Below are 17162 nucleotides of genomic sequence, written 5' to 3'. Positions count from 1 at the left end.
CAACGCGTTCGCCCTTAGCGAACCACAGAAAAGCCCCGAGCCCGGCGGGCTCGGGGCTTTCGGGTCGCGGGCGCTACTTGCGGGCGCCGGTGAGCCCGAAGATCGACTTGATCTTGGCGAGCAGGCCGGGCTTGGCCTTCTCGGGCTCGTCGGATTCGATGGCGGGCGCCTCGGCCTGGGACGGGACGGCCTTCTCGGGGTCGGCCGCGGCCTCCTCCGGCTCCTCGATCGCCTCGGCGACCGGCTCGTCGGACTTGGTCTCGGCCTCGACGTCGGTGTCGACGGTGTCGGTCGGCGCCGCCTCCGAAGGCTTCTCGGACTCGGCGACCGGCTCCAGCTCCTCGACCGGCTCTTCGGCGGGCGCGGTCACGGGCTCGGGTTCGACTGCGGCGACGGGCTCGGGCTCGACGTCCGCGGTCGCGGCGGCGGTCTCGGCCTCGGGCTCGTCGACGACCTCCGGGCCCGCGTCCGGGGCCTCGTCCTCGACGGTCTCCTCGACCTCGGCGACGGGGGCCTCGGTCTCGGCTTCGGTCTCGTCCTCGGCGCCGGCGGTGAGCAGCGCGCGGAACTCGGCGACGGTGAGGACCGGGACGCCGGCCTCCTCGGCCTTCTTCACACGGGCTTCGGTCGCCTTGACGGTGTCGTCGACGACCAGGTGGGTCACGGTCTTGGTGAACTGTTTGGCGAGCGCGACATCGGCGTCGGACTCGGCGATGGCACGGGCGGTGTCGGCGTCGGGGCCGGTGCCCAGCACGATGATCCGGACCTTATCTCCCGTCTTCGTCGGCACGGGGACCTCCCTTATTTCGTTCGTCTGCGGCTTGCAGGGGCACTGCGGGCTACGCGCCAAGCTTTTGTTGAAAAGCGTACCGGGTGTCCGGGTCGGCGCGGCCCAGCGGCGAGCCTTTATTCCCCGCGGACGCTGCTTCTTTGCTGGAGGGCGCTCTCGATTCCGGCGACGCGGTCCGACAGCAGCGTGATGGCGCCGACGGCCCTCGACATTGGATCGTCGCTCGCGCCGCCGAGGGTCTGCTCGCGGCGGAACGCGTCCTTGACGGCCTCCCAGCGGGCCTCGCGGTCGGGGTCGAGGCGCCCCCGCAGTTCCGCGAGTTTGAGCAGATTCGCCTCCGCGCCGGAGGCGAGGGTCTGCGCCTCGCCCGCGTAGTGGTCGTCGATGACGGCTTCGAGCTCGTCGTCGTTCATGACCGGGACGACCCGCTCGGCGAGCCGGTTCATGTTCCGGTACGAGCCCTGGAGCAGGAACGGCGGCTCGGTGCGCGCCGCGTTGTCGGTCGCAGCGGAGGCGATGTACGCGAGGTTGTTGCGCAGCACGGTCTCCTGGATGCGCAGGAGCTTGCGCAGCACGGACAGGACCTGGTCGAGCTCGCCCGCCGAGTACGGGTGGGCGAGCGCGTCGGGCGCGGCGGTCGGGTCGCCCTTGGCGAGGCGGATGAGGACCTGCACGTCGGCGCGGCCGCGCCCGGCGAGCGGCGCGGTGACCTTGTTGGAGGTGAGCGCGTTCTCGATGTACGACTGGGCGAAGACCTGGTCGCGTCCGGAGAGGACGTCGCCGAGGTTCCACACGTCGGCGCGGTTGGCGAGCATGTCGGGGATGCGGAACCGCTGCCCGGCCTCGGTGTACGGGTTGCCCGCCATGCACACGGCGAACCGCTTGCCGCGCAGGTCGTACGTGCGGGTGCGGCCGTTCCAGACGCCCTCCATCTTCCGCTGCGCGTCGCACAGGGAGATGAACTTCTGGAGCAGCTCGGGGTTGGTGTGCTGGATGTCGTCGAGGTACAGCAGCACGTTCGAGCCGCATTCGAGCGCGAAGTTGATCTTCTGGACCTCGGCGCGGGCGGTCGCGTTCGGCGCGTCGGCCGGGTCGACGGAGGTCGTCTCGTGCCCGAGCGCGGGGCCGTTCACCTTGACCAGGAGCATCCCGAGCCGGTCGGCCACATATTCCATGAGGGTCGTCTTGCCGTACCCGGGCGGGGAGATGAGCATGAGCATCCCCGACTGATCGGTGCGCCGGCCCTCGCCCGAGCCCGCGCCGATCTGCTTGGCGAGGTTCGCGCCGATGAGCGGCAGGTACACGTCGTCGATGAGCTGGTTGCGCACGAACCCGGCCATCGTCTTGGGCTTGAACTCCTCGATGCGCAGGCCGGAGCGGTGCGACTCGATGAGGTCGGCGCGGCGGCGCTGGTAGGCGCGGTAGCCGGGGAGGACGGTGCGGCGGAAGCGGCCGGTGCGGGCGAGGAACTCGTCGAGGCGGATCGGCAGGACGCGGTTCTCGATGCGCGCGTGGGTGCCCAGGAGGCCGGCGACCGTCGAGGTCAGCTCGGCGTCGACGTCGTACGAGTCGGCTGATCCGATGAGGATCGCGATGGCCTCGGGGAGGTCGGTGCGGTCGAACTTGTCGGCCTCGGACCTGGAGAGGAAGGCGTCGAGCCAGTTCCAGGCCAGGCCCCATTTGAGGAACACGGAGCGGGGCAGGTCGGTGTGCGTGTCGCGCTCGACGGCCTTGAGGTCGTCGTCGAGCCCGGCCATGGCGGCCGGTCCGATGTGGTTGGCGAAGGCGGCGAGGAGGGCGCGGGCGCGCCCGCTCGCGGCGAACGCGCCGCCGGCCGCGAGCTCCTCCACGAGGTACTCGGCGGCGAGCTGCTCGTCCGCCGCGAGCGGGTACTGCCAGTGGCTGTGGAGGCGGGTGCCGCCGTTGTAGTGGGTGAGGCTCGCGCCGATGTCCTTGACGAGGCCTGCCATGGCGTCCGGGCGGCCGAAGGCCGCCCGGACCTTCGCGAGCGACCGGGCCTGGGCGGTCCAGATCGCGGTCTTCTCGGGGTTCGCGGCGGCGTACTCGCCCCAGAACAGGCGGGCGAGGGCGCGTTCGGCGGCGGGGTAGCGCAGGAGTCCCGCGGCGCCGTGGAGGCGGAGCACTTCGGCGAGGATCGCGGCGGCGTCGGCGTCGTGGACGCCGCGCTCGTAGCCCTCGTCGTAGCGTTCGGCCGCGGCGGCGGCGACGAACTTCGGCAGGTCGGGCTCGTTCAGGAGCGCGGCGGCGCCGTGCTCGGCGAGGAGCGCCGCGGCGAGGTGCTCGGAGCGGTACACGTCGGCGTTCTCGGAGGGCAGGAACTGCGACCAGTACGGCTTCGTGTCGGCGAAGCCGGGGTCGTCGACGACGTGCCGGTAGTCGGTGCCGGTGAGGGAGAACGCGAGCGCGTCGCCCTGGGGCACCAGGGTGAGGTCGAGGGGCTGGGTGTTGACGGGGATGCGGTGCTCGCCGAACTTGACGGCGTCGCCGTCGAACAGGTCGATCCGGTCGGTGAGGGCCCGCCCGGCCTCGGCGCGGGCGGCGCTGATGCGGCCCTCGATCTCCTCGGCGCGCACGGTGTCGTCGAGGCCGCGCAGCTCCGCGATGACCTTGCGCAGGCGCTCGACCATCGGGTCGGTCGCGAAGTACGTGTTCACTTCGTCCAGTGAGGACAGTGCGACGGTGCGGCGGGCGACGGCTTCGAGGATGCGGTCGGCGGAGGCGGCGAGCTGCTCGGCGCGGCGGGCGGCCTCGTCGAGGAGGTGCTGCTTGCGGGAGGAGAACGCCTCGTAGACGTCGGTCCGCTTGTCCGCCAGGCGCGTCAGGAACTCGTCGAAGTCCGCGAAGCGCGTCTCCAGGTTCTCGATCGTGAGCAGGAGGCGGCCGAGCTGCTCGTCGCATGCGGCGGGCGTGTCGGCGGCGCTGATCGCGGCGGTCACGGACTGCCCGAGGAGCGCGAACTCGGCCGCGAACTCCGCTTTCCCTTCGCCCACGGCGAGTTCGCGGCGGCGCGCGGCGAGCGCGGCGCGGGCGCGGTTGACGGCGGCGAGCACTTCGGAGACGCGCCCGAGGATCGCGGTGCGCACGACGGCGTCGCCGATGTCGAGGTTCGCGACGACCTCGGTGAGGGTCTCCAGGCCCTTCTGGCGGGCGTCGAGGTCGTCGAGGACCGGGTTCGCCTCGGCCACGGTCTCGATGGCCTCGGCTTTGCGCTCCAGTTCGGCGATCTGCTCGTGGTAGGCGGTGAACGCGTCGTCGCGTTCGAGGAACGCGACGGCCCGGCGGCCGGTGGCGGCGAGGGATTCGGCGGTGTCGGCGCTGAGCGCGTCGATCCCGGCGAGGTCGATGTAGCGGACCTCGCGGAGGGTCACGAGGTGCCCGGAGGCGGCGCGCAGCTCGGTGAGGAGCCCGACCCATTCCTCCGCGGACTTGGGGGTCTCGCCGCGGGCGCGGCGCAGGAGCTTGACGGTGTCGGTGCGGGCGGCGTCGAGCGCCTTCTCGGCTTCGGCGGTCAGCTCGGCGACCGTGGCGTACTCGTCGAGGACCGATTCGGCGGTGTCCCTGACCTGCTTGAGGGTCTCGTCGAGGCCGTGGAGGCCCTCGTCGCCGAGCCAAGGGTAGTCGTCGAGGCAGCGCACGGCCGCGGCGATGAGCGCCTCGAACACCGCCTGCGCGGGCTCCATCTCGCGGACCATGCGCGCCACCGAGAGCGCGTCGGAGACGGCGCGCACGGCCTCGGCGTTGCCGATCCGGTGGATCGGGGTGTCGCCCGACTCCGTCTCGGCCGCATGGGCTTCGGAGCAGAACGGGGTGGCCCACACCTGCATCGGGTGGACGCGGGTGGCCTCGTCGCCGCCCGCGCGGAACGCGACCAGGGTGCCGTCGTCGAACACCGCGTAGCCGTGGACGCTCATCGGCGCCGCGACCTCCTTGCGGATCACGTTGTACGGCAGCAGGAGCGAGCGGCCCTCGGTCTGGCTGTAAAAGACGTAGAGGACGTCCTCGCCGTTGGGCGAGCGGATGACCTTCTTGAACCGCAGCCCGGTCGCGTCGTGGTCGAAGGTCTTCAGGCGGCCCTCGTTGAGGTAGTAGCCGCCGGGGAAGATCAGGCCGTGGTCCTCGGGCAGGCGGCGGCACGCCGCGCCGATCGCGTCGGCGCGCACCACCGTGGCGGTGCGGGTGTTGTAGATCAGGTGCCTCGCGGCGGTCTCCTTGTACGGGAGGATCCGCAGCAGGATGAGGGGTCCGATGCGCGCGTAGGCGATCTCGGCGTCGGCGAGGGACTGGAGGGGCTCGGCGACGGGCTCGGAGTAGACGCCCTCGCCGGAGTCGGTGTTGTCCTCGATCTTGACGGTGAGGTCGCCGTTGATGCACTCCACGAAGATCTCGTCCTCGATGGACACGTGCGGGAAGCGGCCCGCGACGTGGTGCTCGCGGGTGGTCTCGGTCCACTCGAAGTCGTACGGGTCGGGCCAGACCGCGTCGGCCTCACCGCGCGCGTCGATGTAGTCGGCGCCGCCGTCGGGCCGCAGCTGCCAGCGCAGGACGCGCTGGTCGGCGAGCTGCTCGCCGATCTTGAAGACGGCGAGGAGGCGGGTGTCGACCTCGCGGACCTGGAGCAGCTCGGCCGAGCGGTAGTAGCGGTAGATCTCGGTGAAGTCGGCGGTGAACTTCGGGTCGTCGAGGAGGTGGCCGGGCTCGGCGACGTCGGTGAACGCGAAGTTCCCGTCCTCGCGCACGAAGTCGTGGAGCGCGAAGACGTCGGCCACGCCGGTCTGCGACTTGAGTCCCATGTGGACGTTGTAGCCGAAGAGGAGGCGGTCCCCGACGCGGGCGATGTCGCGGGGCACGCAGTTGTTCGCGGTGCGGATCCGGGTGGTGCCCAGGAGGGTCAGCTCGGTGGACCCGAACGCGCCCGTGCGGGCGGCGTTCAGGGCCTCGGCCCGGTCGGCGAGCTCGGCGGCGTACCCGGCGAGGCGGGTGGAGAGGACCTCGTAGGTGCCGCCGTCCAGCGAGGACTCGGCGGCCTCCTCGGGCGCGGCTGCGGGCTTCTCTTCGGCCATGGGTTCCCCTGGGAGCGTAGGTGGGCGGCGTTGGACCGCGGGCCCTTGCGGGCCCGCGGTCCGGGGGTCTTACTTCGCGGCGATCTCCAGCGCCGGGCGCTCGGCGACGCCGAGCTCCCGGGCCTTCGACAGGAGCCCGCTCAGGGCGCCTTCGTCGCCGCCGCCGTTGATGAGCTTCAGGAGCGCGGCGGAGACGGTGAGGTTCTTGACGTCCTCGGTGCCGATCCCGGCCAGGACGCCCTTGAGGTCCTCGGCGAACGACGTGGAGCCGTTGCCCCACGCCGCCACCGCGGTCTGGGCGACCTCGGAGTGGGCGACGAACCCGTCGACGGCCTTGCCGTAGCCGATCGCGCCGACGACCTTGTCGAAGAACTGGGCGTCGCCGCCGACCAGGGAGATGTCGGCCTTCGACAGGCCCGTGGCGATGACGTTCGCCTGCTGCTCGGCGATGGACCGGCGGGCCTCGATCTCGGCGCCGCGCAGCTCCTTCTCCATCTCCAGGCGCAGGCGGTACTCCTCGTGCTCGCGCGACGCGGTGGACAGCGCGTCCATCGCGGCGGCCTTCTCGGTGAGGCCCGCGGACTCGGCGACGAGCTTCTCGCGCAGGGCGTTCGCCTCGGCGGTGCCCTTCGCGGCGGTCGCGGTCGCCTCGGCCTTGCCGATGGCGGCCTGGGCCTCGGCCTCGGCCTTGCCCTTCGCCTCGGCGGCCTTCGCCTCGGCGAGCCCGCCCTTCTCGATCGCGTCCGCTTCGGCCTCGCGGACCTGGACCTCGGCGAGGCCCGGGGCGGCGGCGAGCGCCTGGTCCCCTTCGGCCTGGCGGATCTTCGCACGCGCTTCGAGCTCGGCGGCCTGCTGCGCGGCCTCGGCCTCGGTGAGGCGCTGGCGGGCGAGGTGCTTCGACGCGACCTCGGCGGCCTCCGCGGCCTTGATGTCCTTGACGAGGTTCTCCTGCGCCTCGGCCTCGGCGAGGATGATGACGCGCTGGCGCTCGCGCTCGGCTTCCTCGGTGGCGCGCAGGCGCTTGATGCCCTCTTCCTGCTCGGCGACGGTCTTCTCGACGGCGATGCGCTCGCGGATGACGTCGGCGATCTCGCGCTTCTGCGCTTCGAGCTCCTTGTTCGCGGCGATCCGGGCGAGCTCCTCCTCGCGCTCGCGGGCGACGACTTCGAGGATGCGGTCCTTCTCGATGCGCTCGGTCTCGACGGCGAGGACGCGCTCGCGGTTCTTCTCGGCGACGGCGATCTCGCGGAGGCGGTTCTCGTGCTGGACGCCCGTGGCCTCCTCGGTGCGGATGCGCGCGGTCTCGGACTTGAGGCGCTCCTCGGCCTGGACCTTCTGGACCTCGGCGGCCTCGCGGGCGCGGAGGGTGTCGATCTCGCGCTGCTGGCGGATCTCGGCCTCGGTCTGGCGGCGTTCGAGTTCGAGGACGGCTTCGCGGGCTTCGACGTCCTGCCGCTTGATCTCCTTCTCCTCGTTGCGGCGGTGCTCGTTGGTGGTCACCGACTCGCGGGCGGTCAGCTCGGTGATCTTGCGGATGCCCTGGGCGTCGAGGATGTTCTGCGGGTCGAGGTGGTCGAGCGGGGTCTGCTCCAGGTAGTCGATCGCGGCGTCCTCCAGGGAGTACCCGTTGAGGTCGGTGCCGATGACGTTGAGGATGCGGTCGCGGAACTCGTCGCGGTTGGTGTACAGGTCGGTGAAGTCGAGCTGCTTGCCGACGGTCTTGAGGGCCTCGGCGAACTTGGCGTTGAACAGCTCCTGGAGCGTCTCCTGGTCGGAGGCGCGCTTGGTGCCGATGGCGCCCGCGACGTTGATGACGTCCTCGGCGGTCGCGTTGACGCGCACGAAGAACGTGATGGAGATGTCGGCGCGGATGTTGTCCTGGCAGATCAGGCCGTCCTTGCCGGCGCGGTTGATCTCGATCGTCTTGACCGAGATGTCCATGTACTCGGCGCGGTGGATGATCGGCAGGACCAGCGCGGAGGTGAACGACACCTTCCTGGTGCGCAGCTTGGTGACGACGAGCGCCTGGCCGGGGGCGACCTTCCGGTAGAGCCGGATGATCATGAGCAGCAGGCCGAGGAAGATGAGCGCGGCCACCACGAGCGTGATGAGCGTAGCCGAGTTGGAGGCGTCCATTCGGTGGTTCCTAACGAGACTCTTCGAGGGGGTCGTGAGTTACGGGCGTGACCGTAAGATATCCGAGCCGCGCCCCTTGCGGGGTCCGCGAACGCCGCCGCGGCACGATTCGGGGAGGGGCGAATCGGGCTGAGTACCCTTATGCCTCAATGACGGCGATGTCCGGAGGAAGCGCGACCGGGACGACGAGGAACACCTGGTCGGACTCGTCGTAGTCGAAGACGACGACCTTCGAGTGGCGGGCGAACAGGCCGTCGTCGATGCCCTCGGGCTCGTGCGGGGAGCGGCGCACGTTGATGAGGATCACCGCACCCTCCTCGTCGATGACCTCCGCCTGGCCCGAGTCGAGCGTGACGGTGCCGGTGCGCACGACGCACACCTTCCCGACCAGGTCGGCGTGGTGCGTGGCGGGCGCGTCGTCGAACAGGCGCGCGAGCGGGCGCGTCAGGAGCTTCGCGCCGAGCATGCCGACGCCGAGCCCTGCGACGAGCACCGCGGTCCCGGAGGCCGCGGGCGGGATGAACACGTCGGCGCTGCGCACCCAGGTGGTGCCGAGGACGGTGACGATCCACCCGAGCGTGATCCACAGGGACAGCACGACGGTGAACGGGACGGCGCCGAAGCCGAACGCGCCCCAGAAGCCGCCGGCCTCGATCTCGGGGTCGGCGCCGACGTCGACGACGTCCACGTCGAGCGCGCCGATGACGACCGACAGCCAGTACAGGACCACGAGGATGAGGCCGAACGAGAAGACGACCGGAGGGAAGGATAGGGCGATATCCAGGAACTCACTCATGGGGCATGGGTCCTTCTCGGCGAATCCGGGGGACGGCGCTGGGCGCCGCCGCGGCGGCGCGCGGGTCGCACCTCGGTTCTACGGGCCGCGCACGCGGGCGTTCCGTGCGCACGGTATGGCGGGTCAGGGCACTCGGGTCAGCGAGTTCGGGCTTGCTCTAGGGCTGTGCTTCTAGGGTAATGCACGCGCCCCTTCGGGGGAAGGTTGCGCAAAGCGGACGTTCCCGCCCGGGAATGTCTGACCCCGGTGCCACACTCGCCGGAGCGGAAGAGCCGGGGAGAGGGGGTGGCGCGAATCCGGCGGGGACGCCGCGCGGGCGGCCGGGCCGGGCCGGTCCGCGATAGGGTGTGACCGGTTGTACAGTCGCCGTCCGGGCGCGCCCCGGGGCGGCCCCGAACCCGCTTGAAGGGGAGGCCAGGTGCCCGGTTTCCAGACTGCGCTGGTGAACGCGGCGGCGGCCTGCGACGCGGCGGCCGCCCGCGCCTCGCTCGCGGCGCAGCGCCTCGGCGACGCCGCGTTCCAGACCCCTGTGGACCCGGCGCTCCTCGCCGCCGAACGTCAGATATCCGACGCGGCCGCCGCCTCGGCGCAGCAGCTGCGCACCGATCCCGAACTGCTGCACGCGGGCCGCATCGTCCTCCACGAGGGCCGCACGCTGCCGCTGGTGGTGCCGTTCGGGTCCCGCGGGCACCTCGCCACCTCGGTGGACGCGCGGGTTGAGGGCGTCGCGGCCCTGGTGCGCACCGCGGTCCTCCACGCCGTCGCGACCCGCGACGCGGGCGGGCTGCGCGTCGTCGGGATCGACACCGCGACCCTCGGCGCCTCCTTCGCGCCCCTGCGGCCCCTCGCCGACGCCGGAGTCATCGAGGCCGTCGCCACCGACTCGCGGGCCGCCGCCGACGCGGTGGCGCTCGCTGAAACCCAAGTGGCCGAGCACATCGCGGGCCGCCGCGCCGACCGGATGCTCCTGGTCGTGGCCTCGCTCGGGGACGCGCCGAAGACGCTCGTGGAGCGGATCGACGCGCTCGCGCGCTCCGGCCTCGCGCACGGCGTCACCGTCCTCGGCTGCGGCCTGCCGTCCCTCCCGCAGGCCGCCGTCATGCACGCGGTCGGCGATCATGTGGAGGTCACGAACCCGCCCGCGGCGCCGTTCGGGCGCGGCGAGCGGCTCGCGGCGCCCGTCACCTGGCCCGACGCCCCCGATCCGTCCTTCGTGGCCGGTGAGGCGGCGCGGCTCGCGGAGCGGCACAAGGCCGCCGCGACGCTCACGTTCGCCGACCTGCTGCCCGCGGCCCCCGAGACCGGGGACCCCGCGAAGGGCCTGGAAGTCCTCATCGGACGCGACGCGGCCGGGGAAGTGCGGCTGCGGTTCGACGACGCGACCCCGCACTGGCTGGTCGGCGGGCGCACCGGCGGCGGCAAGACCGTGCTCCTCCTCGACGTCCTCTACGGCCTCGCGTCCCGGTACGCGCCTTCGGATCTGGCGCTGTTCCTCCTCGACTTCAAAGAGGGCGTGTCGTTCACGGAGTTCATCCCCACCGAACGCGACCCGTCCTTCATCCCGCACGCGCGCGCCGTCGGCGTCGAGTCCGACCGCGAGTACGGGCTCGCGGTCCTCAAGACGCTCAACGAGGAGATGACGCGCCGCTCGAACGTCATGAAGCGCTACGGGGTCGCGTCGTTCGCGGGCCTGCGGCAGCACGAGGCGTACCCGCGGATCGTGTGCGTCGCCGACGAGTTCCAGGTGCTCCTCGCCGGGAACGACCGGGTCGCCTCCGAAGCGGTCGCGCTGCTGGAGAACCTGGCCCGAAAGGGCCGCTCGTACGGCGTCCACCTGGTGCTCGCCTCGCAGACGATCTCCGGCATCGAGGCTTTGTGGGCGAAGAAGGACTCGATCTTCGGGCAGTTCCCGATGCGCATCGCCCTGCCCGGCGCGCGCACCGTCCTGGAGCCGAGCAACGATGCGGCCGCGCGGATCTCGCTCGGGCAGGTCGTCGTCAACCGGGAGGGCGGCACCGCCGGAGCCGACCGGGTGGCGCGCTTCCCCGACACGGACCCCGAGGCCATGCACCGCCTGCGCGAGCAGCTCGGCCGCGCCCACGCCGGGGTCGGCGCGCCTCGCGTCTTCTACGGCTACCGGCCCGTCCACCTCGCCGACGCCCTTCCCGGGGAACGGAAACCGGGACGCGCGCTCGTCGGACGCGAAGTGTCCCTGCACCTCGCCGCCGCGGGAGTGGACCTCGACCGCAGGCCCGGCCGCCACCTCGCCGTCCTCGGCTCCGACCCGGTCGGCGGCGAAGCCCTTGAGGCCGCGGTCGAATCGCTCGCCGGGTCAGGGTCGACCGTGTGGGGCGTCGACTTCACCGGCACCGCGATCATGCATCCTATATCCTATAGGATATCGGATTCGGAGTTCGCGGCCAAGCTCGGCGAGGTCCCCGACGACACGCTCATCGCCGCGTGGGGCCTCGACGCCGCGGCCCTCGACTCCAAGGGCCAGAAGGCACTCCGCGACCTGCTGCGGACCGGGCCCGCCCGCGGCGTCCACCTCCTCGGCTGGTGGCGGAACTTCCGCCGCTTCACCGACGACATCGGCGGGACCGCCGGGCGCGAGGACGTCGCGTGCGCGCTCGTCCTCAACCTCCCCGGCGGCGAGATCATGGGCCACTTCGGCACCCAGTTCCAGCACTGGAGCCCCCGGCCCGGCCGCGCGCTCCTGGTCGACCGGCACGCCGACACCGCGGGCGGGCGCCTCGTCGTCCCGTTCTCCCGCCCCGAAGGGCACGCGCCCGGCCCGCAGCGCAGCGGCGAGGGCACCGCGATCGAGAGGACCCGCCAGTGAGCGCCTTCGACGACTACCTCGCCCAGGTCCGGCGCCTCGACGAGGCCCGGCGCAGCGCCGACGAGGCCGCCGCCGCCACGGCCACCGTGGCCGAGACGCTCGGGCAGCGCACGCAGCGGATCGCCGAGCAGGCGGCCGCGACCCGCACTTCCGTCGACGAGCTCGCACGCACCGCCCGAACCGCGCCCCCGCAGCGCACCGCCGCACCCGCGCCGCTCGGCGACCCGCACGCCGAACTCACCGCGGCCGAGACCGACCTCCACACCGCCGCAACGGAACTCGAAGAGGCCCGCTTCCTCGCCCACCGCCCGCCCTGGCTCCCCCGGTGGCGGGCCGACGAGCGCAACGGCCTCATTTACGGGGCGTTCGCGCTCGTCTGCGTCCTCGTGCAGCTCGTCGTCCTGCGCATGGTTCGCGCCGACGACCTCACCGGCGCGATCGTCCTCGGCGCGATCCTCGTCGCCGCGCCGCTCGCGGCGTTCTGCGCGGGCTGGCTCACGATCGGCGTCGCCGCCCGGCCCCGCATCGGCGACGAGGAGGCGAAGCTGGAGCGGAACTTCCGCCTCGGGCTCGTCCTGTGCGGCTCGACCCTGCTGGTCGCGTGCTTCGGGTTCTTCTCCTGAGCAGGGGCTTCCTATAGTCGAGTGACCCGAATGCCTCACCGTGCGGCTCGACGAACTCGACGCGCTCACCGCGGAGCTCGACCGGCGCTCCGGGAGCGGCGACTCGATTTGCAGCGCCGACGAGACGGCGGCGGCCTCGTTCGAGACGCTCTACAACCAGATGTGACCGGAGGCGGATGCCGTGGAGGCGATCGCGCAGTTCTTCCTGGAGACCGTGTTCGGCGCGGCCACGGGTGCGGCCCGGCGCCGCCGCGCGGCCCGGTTCGCCGCCGCGCACGGCCTGCGGGCCGGGGACGATGCGGGGCTCGACGAGCTCGACGCGCTCGGCGTCCGCTTCAACCGGCCCGCGGCCGACACCGCCGCCGGGGACCGGAGCGGGCGGCGCGTCGCGGTGTTCACCAACCCGGGGGTCTGGGACGGCAGGAAGCACGTGGCGTACCGATTCGCGGCGGTGGCGCTGCGGCGCCCCGCCCCGGACCTCCTGGTCGCCGACCCGGGGACCGAGCGGTTCACCAAGCAGTGGTTCGACCCCGACGCGCGCTGCCTCGCCGTCCCGGTCCCGGCCGGGGCGAAGCGGACCGTCGTCGCCTCCGACCCGGCCGCCGCCAGCGCCGTCCTCGCCTCACTGCCCGATCCGCTCGGGCGGCCGTGGATGGTCCGGTCGACCTGGGTCGCCGGCTGGCGCCGCGGGCACGTCAAGCCCGAGGAGGACGCGGCGCTGCTCGCGTTCCTCGCAGCCGCGGCCGACGCCGTCGAGCGTTAACGCTCCTTGCGGCGCTTGAGCAGGTAGAGCAGGCCCGCGACCGGCAGGACCAGCGGCACGTACCCGTACCCGGACCCGAAGTGGGACCACACGGACGGCTCGGGGAACCAGTCCGGGTCCGCGAAGCTCAACGCGCCCACCGCGACCACGCCGACGAGCTCCACGCCGACCGCCGCGAGGGCGGTACGGGCCGCGCCGCGGATGATCGCGACCGCGGCGACCAGGTAGATCGCGGCGGCGACGGCGCTGAGCGTGAAGCTGAGCGGCGCGTGCGAGAACTTCGTCGCGACCTGGTAGCCCGCGCGGGCGCCAGCGGAGACCGCGAACACGATGTACACGAGCACGATCAAGCGGCCGAAGCCGTCGGCGAGGCGGCGCCGCACCTCCGGTTCAGCCGACATGGATCTGGAACTCCCAGATCTGGTGGACGCGCAGCAGCAGCGCCGCGACGATGAGCCCCGACGCGGCCACCGTCCCGATCCCCCAGCGGCTGCGGTCGATCGACCCCCAGAAGCACGCCGCGACCGGCACGAGCAGGGCCGTGACCAGGTACGAGAAGAACAGCCCCGCGCCGCCGCCCGGCTCGCCGGGGACGATCGCGATGCCCGCGACCAGCTGCGCGAGCACGAAGACTTCGAGGACGCCGACGCCCACGAAGTGGCGGCGGCCCACCCGCTGCGAGCGCGCCGTGTCCACGAAGAACCAGGCGCTCATCGCCAGCGCGGCGGCCTGGGCGGCGAGGTAGAGCCAGTCGATCACGCACCCGACGCTAATACAGGCCCGCGGCGCCGAATCCGAGGCCGCACCGCGAAGTGGCCGCGTACGCTGGAGCGGCCCCGCCCCTCGCGTCCCCTCGACCCCTTGGAGCCCACGTGTCCCTCAAGCGCGCCCTCGCCGCCCTGCTGCTCGCCCTCTGGTTCGCCCTGACCGGCGCCGTCATCGTCTGGTGCGTCTCGTACCTGTTCTGGGGCGAGTACGAGACGGTGACCGTCCTCGACGACGGCGAGGACCCCAACTGCGTCGGCACCTGGTGCACCGACGGGTCCTGGATGCGGTCCCCCGCGCTGCGCGAGACCCCTTCGGGCCCAGAGGAGATCACGATCCTGGGCGACTTCGAGCCGGGCATGGAGCCGTCGACGCTCATCGGCCCGCTCCCAGGCCTGGGCCTGTTCTCGCGGTTCGAGGCGATCCTCCCGCTGATCCTCGTGTTCGGGCCGTTCGTCACCTCGATCTTCGCCAACCTCGCGTTCTGGACCGACCGCGACTGACCTCCCGCACTGCCGCGGAAACGGCGTCTTGTCCCCCTCCGCGGCTAGACTTCGCAGCATGACCGACCTGACCCACGTGGACTCGACCGGTGCGGCCCGGATGGTGGACGTCTCCGGCAAGGACGTCTCGCAGCGCTCGGCGCTGGCGACCGGGCGGCTGCGCACGACGCCGGAGGTCGTGGCGGCCCTGCGGGAGAACTCCCTCGCGAAGGGCGACGCGCTCGCGACCGCGCGCATCGCGGGGATCATGGCCGCCAAGCGCACCCCTGACCTGGTGCCGCTGTGCCACCCGATCGCGATCAGCGGCGTGAAGGTCGACCTGACGGTGACCGACGAAGGCGTGGACATCGCCGCCCGCGTCAAGACCGCCGACCGGACCGGGGTCGAGATGGAGGCCCTCACGGCCGTGTCGGTGGCGGCGCTGACGCTGGTGGACATGGTGAAGGCCGTGGACCCGGCCGCCGTCATCTCGGACATCAAGGTCGAAGAGAAGCTGGGAGGGAAGACCGGCGAATGGCACAGGTGAAAGCGACCGTGATCGTCGCTTCGAATCGGGCGGCCGACGGGGTTTACGAGGACGAGTCGGGGCCGATCCTGGCCGATGGGTTCCGTGCGCAGGGATTCGCCGTGACCGGGCCGGTCGTCGTGCACGACGGGGCCGAGGTCGGCGCGGCCATGCGCGCGGCGGTCGCCGCGGGCGCGGACCTCGTGGTCACCTCCGGCGGGACCGGCCTGACCAGCCTCGACCTGACGCCGGACCAGACCAGCGAGGTCGTCGACTACGAGGTCCCCGGGATCGCCGAGGCGATCCGCGCGGCCGGGCTCGCGAAGACCCCGCACGCGGCGCTGTCGCGCGGGATCGCGGGCGTCGCCGGGCGCACGCTCATCGTCAACCTGGCCGGATCGCGGGGCGCCGCGAAGGACGGCCTGGCCGTCCTCACCGGGGCCCTCATCGAGCACGCGGTCGCCCAGCTGCACGACGGCGACCATGAGAGGACAGCATGACCGACCCCATCACCTGGGCCGACGCCCGCGAGACCGCTTGGGCCGCAGGCTATGCCGCGAAACCGGCGCCCGCCGAGCTGCCGTTCGCCGAGGCCGCCGGGTCCGCGCTCGCCGCGCCCCTGACCGCCGTGTCCGACCTGCCCGCGTTCCCGACCTCCGCGGTCGACGGCTGGGCCGTCGCCGGCACCGGGCCGTGGCGCATCGGCGGCGAAGTGCTCGCCGGGCACGTCCCCGAGCCCCTGGCTTCCGGTGCGGCCGTGAAGATCGCGACCGGCGCGCAGGTCCCCGAGGGCACCGACGGCCTCATCCGCTTGGAGCACGGCACCGTGGAGGACGGCTACGTCTCGGGTCCGACCGACCGCGAATGGCGTGAGGCCGGAGAAGAGGCCCGCCACGGCGAGGAGCTCATGCCCGCGGGCACGCCCGTCACGCCGCCCGTGATCGGCCTCGCCGCCGCCGCAGGCCACCTGACGCTCCCCGCGCACGGGCGCCCGCGCGCCCGCGTCGTCGTCTTCGGCGACGAGCTGCTGACCAGCGGCGTCTCCGGGAAGGGCCGCATCCGCGACGCCCTCGGCCCGATGGTCCCGCACCTCCTCGTCGGCGCCGACGTCCAGGCGTCGATCGGCCCGGTCGCGGACACCCTCGAAGCGCACGTCGCCGCCCTGCGCGAGGCCCTCGCCGACGCCGACGTCGTCTGCACCACCGGCGGGACCATGGTCGGGCCCGTCGACCACCTGCACGCCGCGCTCGCCGAGATCGGCGCCGAGTACGTGCTCAACACCGTCGCCGTGCGCCCCGGGTTCCCGATGCTGCTGGCGCGCACCGCGGACGGCAAGTTCATCGCCGGGCTCCCCGGCAACCCGCAGTCGGCCGTGATCGCGGTCGTCACGGTCGTCGCGCCGCTCCTGGCGGGCCTGCGCGGCCTGCCGCTGCCGCCGCTGCGCACCGTCGAGCTCGCCGAGGACGTGCCGGGCCGCGGCTCGTTCACGCATCTCGCGCTGGTCGACCCGGCCGGGCGGCGGCTCGCCCACCACGGTTCGGCGATGCTCCGCGGGCTCGCGGGCGCCGCCGGGTTCGCGGTCATCCCCCCTGACGACGCGGCCGCCGCCGGGACCGTCGTCGACCTCGCCACCGTCCCAGGAGTGTCGTCATGATCCGCGCCAGAGTCCTCGACGCCCCGCTCGACGTGTCCGAGCACGAGGCGGCCGTCTCGGCCGCCGAAGCCGGTGCGGTCGTCTCCTTCGCGGGGGTCGTGCGCAACCACGACCACGGCCGCGGCGTCCTGTCGCTGTCCTACGAGGGGCATCCGTCGGCGGGCGAGGAGCTGCGCCGCATCGCCGAGGAGATCGCCGCGCGTCCCGGCGTGCGCGGCGTGGTCGTCTCGCACCGGGTAGGGGACCTCGCCATCGGCGACCCGGCGCTGGTCGCGGCCGTCGCCGCCGAGCACCGCAAGGAGGCGTTCGAGGCGTGCGCCGACCTCGTCGACGAGGTGAAGGCCCGCCTGCCGATCTGGAAGCACCAGTACTTCGCCGACGGCACCGACGAGTGGGTCAACTGCCCCTAAGTCCTTCGGGTCGTCCTTCTTGCGGCCCACGGTCTTCACGAGGACGACGCCGAGCACGACGATGACGAGCAGGCCCAGCAGGATCGCGCCCAGTGCCGCGCCCGCCTCCGAGTCGCCTTCGGCCGAAGCGGCGAGCGCGAGGGCGGCGGCGTCCAGGCCGCGAGTCGTCTGCATGGCGCCCATGATGCCACGGGAGCGGCCCGGGAGCGCCGGGCCGACCGGCCGGCCGGTGGGGGGCTGGTCACACCGCGCACGCGGTGACGTCGCGGGCGCTACACACGGTCACCGTCTTGC

The 17162-nt window shown here is 72.7% G+C and carries 15 protein-coding genes; 9 read left to right on the top strand and 6 right to left on the bottom strand.

Annotation, left to right across the window (positions count from 1 at the left end; all coding sequences use genetic code 11):
• Nucleotides 1-73 precede the first annotated feature (73 nt).
• The 4 genes from WA640_RS27355 to WA640_RS27340 all read right to left on the bottom strand — a co-directional run bounded on the left by WA640_RS27355 (nt 74) and on the right by WA640_RS27340 (nt 8803).
• Nucleotides 74-790 (bottom strand): hypothetical protein, encoded by a 717-nt coding sequence (locus tag WA640_RS27355; protein WP_335992020.1) that lies wholly within the window; start codon nt 788-790, stop codon nt 74-76.
• Nucleotides 791-906: 116 nt separating this feature from the next.
• Nucleotides 907-5871: a DNA repair ATPase gene (locus WA640_RS27350; RefSeq protein WP_335992019.1), complete on the bottom strand. Its 4965-nt coding sequence runs from the start codon at nt 5869-5871 to the stop codon at nt 907-909.
• A 69-nt stretch (nt 5872-5940) separates the two neighbouring features.
• On the bottom strand, nt 5941-8007 hold the full coding sequence (locus WA640_RS27345) for an SPFH domain-containing protein (RefSeq protein WP_335992017.1): 2067 nt from the start codon (nt 8005-8007) through the stop codon (nt 5941-5943).
• 139 nt (nt 8008-8146) lie between these two features.
• Nucleotides 8147-8803 (bottom strand): OB-fold-containig protein, encoded by a 657-nt coding sequence (locus WA640_RS27340; protein ID WP_106363049.1) that lies wholly within the window; start codon nt 8801-8803, stop codon nt 8147-8149.
• A gap of 418 nt (nt 8804-9221) precedes the next feature.
• Between WA640_RS27340 and WA640_RS27335 the strand changes: the two genes are divergently transcribed.
• Genes WA640_RS27335 through WA640_RS27320 form a run of 4 tightly spaced genes read left to right on the top strand, consistent with a single transcriptional unit; the run spans nt 9222 to nt 13031 of the window.
• Nucleotides 9222-11645, top strand: coding sequence for an FtsK/SpoIIIE domain-containing protein (locus WA640_RS27335; protein ID WP_335992016.1), 2424 nt, complete (start codon nt 9222-9224; stop codon nt 11643-11645).
• Nucleotides 11642-12268, top strand: a complete 627-nt coding sequence (locus tag WA640_RS27330) for a hypothetical protein (RefSeq protein WP_335992014.1) — start codon at nt 11642-11644, stop codon at nt 12266-12268. Before WA640_RS27335 ends, WA640_RS27330 begins: the two co-directional genes overlap by 4 nt.
• A gap of 40 nt (nt 12269-12308) precedes the next feature.
• Nucleotides 12309-12434, top strand: coding sequence for a hypothetical protein (locus WA640_RS27325; protein ID WP_335992013.1), 126 nt, complete (start codon nt 12309-12311; stop codon nt 12432-12434).
• A gap of 15 nt (nt 12435-12449) precedes the next feature.
• The gene (locus WA640_RS27320) at nt 12450-13031 is read left to right on the top strand and encodes a hypothetical protein (protein ID WP_335992012.1); all 582 of its coding nucleotides are present in this window, start codon (nt 12450-12452) and stop codon (nt 13029-13031) included.
• On the opposite strand, the gene WA640_RS27315 is transcribed toward WA640_RS27320, so the two are convergent.
• Together WA640_RS27315 and WA640_RS27310 are read right to left on the bottom strand one after the other, a co-directional pair.
• Complete coding sequence (locus WA640_RS27315) at nt 13028-13432, bottom strand: hypothetical protein (protein WP_335992010.1); 405 nt, start codon at nt 13430-13432, stop codon at nt 13028-13030. The genes WA640_RS27320 and WA640_RS27315 overlap by 4 nt on opposite strands.
• Nucleotides 13422-13790 carry a hypothetical protein gene (locus WA640_RS27310; protein ID WP_335992009.1) on the bottom strand — a complete coding sequence of 123 codons (369 nt, stop codon included), beginning with the start codon at nt 13788-13790 and terminating at the stop codon, nt 13422-13424. Before WA640_RS27310 ends, WA640_RS27315 begins: the two co-directional genes overlap by 11 nt.
• 113 nt (nt 13791-13903) lie before the next feature.
• Between WA640_RS27310 and WA640_RS27305 the strand changes: the two genes are divergently transcribed.
• The 5 genes from WA640_RS27305 to WA640_RS27285 are packed head-to-tail and all read left to right on the top strand — an operon-like array spanning nt 13904 to nt 16868.
• On the top strand, nt 13904-14299 hold the full coding sequence (locus tag WA640_RS27305; protein ID WP_335992008.1) for a hypothetical protein: 396 nt from the start codon (nt 13904-13906) through the stop codon (nt 14297-14299).
• Between the two features lie 58 nt (nt 14300-14357).
• The gene (gene moaC, locus WA640_RS27300) at nt 14358-14825 is read left to right on the top strand and encodes a cyclic pyranopterin monophosphate synthase MoaC (RefSeq protein ID WP_335992007.1); all 468 of its coding nucleotides are present in this window, start codon (nt 14358-14360) and stop codon (nt 14823-14825) included.
• A complete protein-coding gene (locus WA640_RS27295) occupies nt 14813-15304 on the top strand; it encodes a MogA/MoaB family molybdenum cofactor biosynthesis protein (protein WP_335992006.1) in 492 nt (163 codons plus the stop codon). The genes moaC and WA640_RS27295 overlap by 13 nt, the downstream gene beginning before the upstream one ends.
• Nucleotides 15301-16458, top strand: coding sequence for a molybdopterin molybdotransferase MoeA (locus WA640_RS27290; RefSeq protein ID WP_335992005.1), 1158 nt, complete (start codon nt 15301-15303; stop codon nt 16456-16458). The genes WA640_RS27295 and WA640_RS27290 overlap by 4 nt, the downstream gene beginning before the upstream one ends.
• Entirely contained in the window at nt 16455-16868 is a 414-nt protein-coding gene (locus WA640_RS27285; RefSeq protein ID WP_106363039.1) for a molybdenum cofactor biosynthesis protein MoaE, read from the top strand. Before WA640_RS27290 ends, WA640_RS27285 begins: the two co-directional genes overlap by 4 nt.
• The last annotated feature ends 294 nt before the right edge of the window (nt 16869-17162 follow it).

The sequence above is a fragment of the Glycomyces sp. MUSA5-2 genome, assembly GCF_037034145.1.
Classification (GTDB): Bacteria; Actinomycetota; Actinomycetes; order Mycobacteriales; family Micromonosporaceae; genus Glycomyces; species Glycomyces artemisiae.
This window is presented reverse-complemented; position numbering and strand designations above follow the sequence as displayed.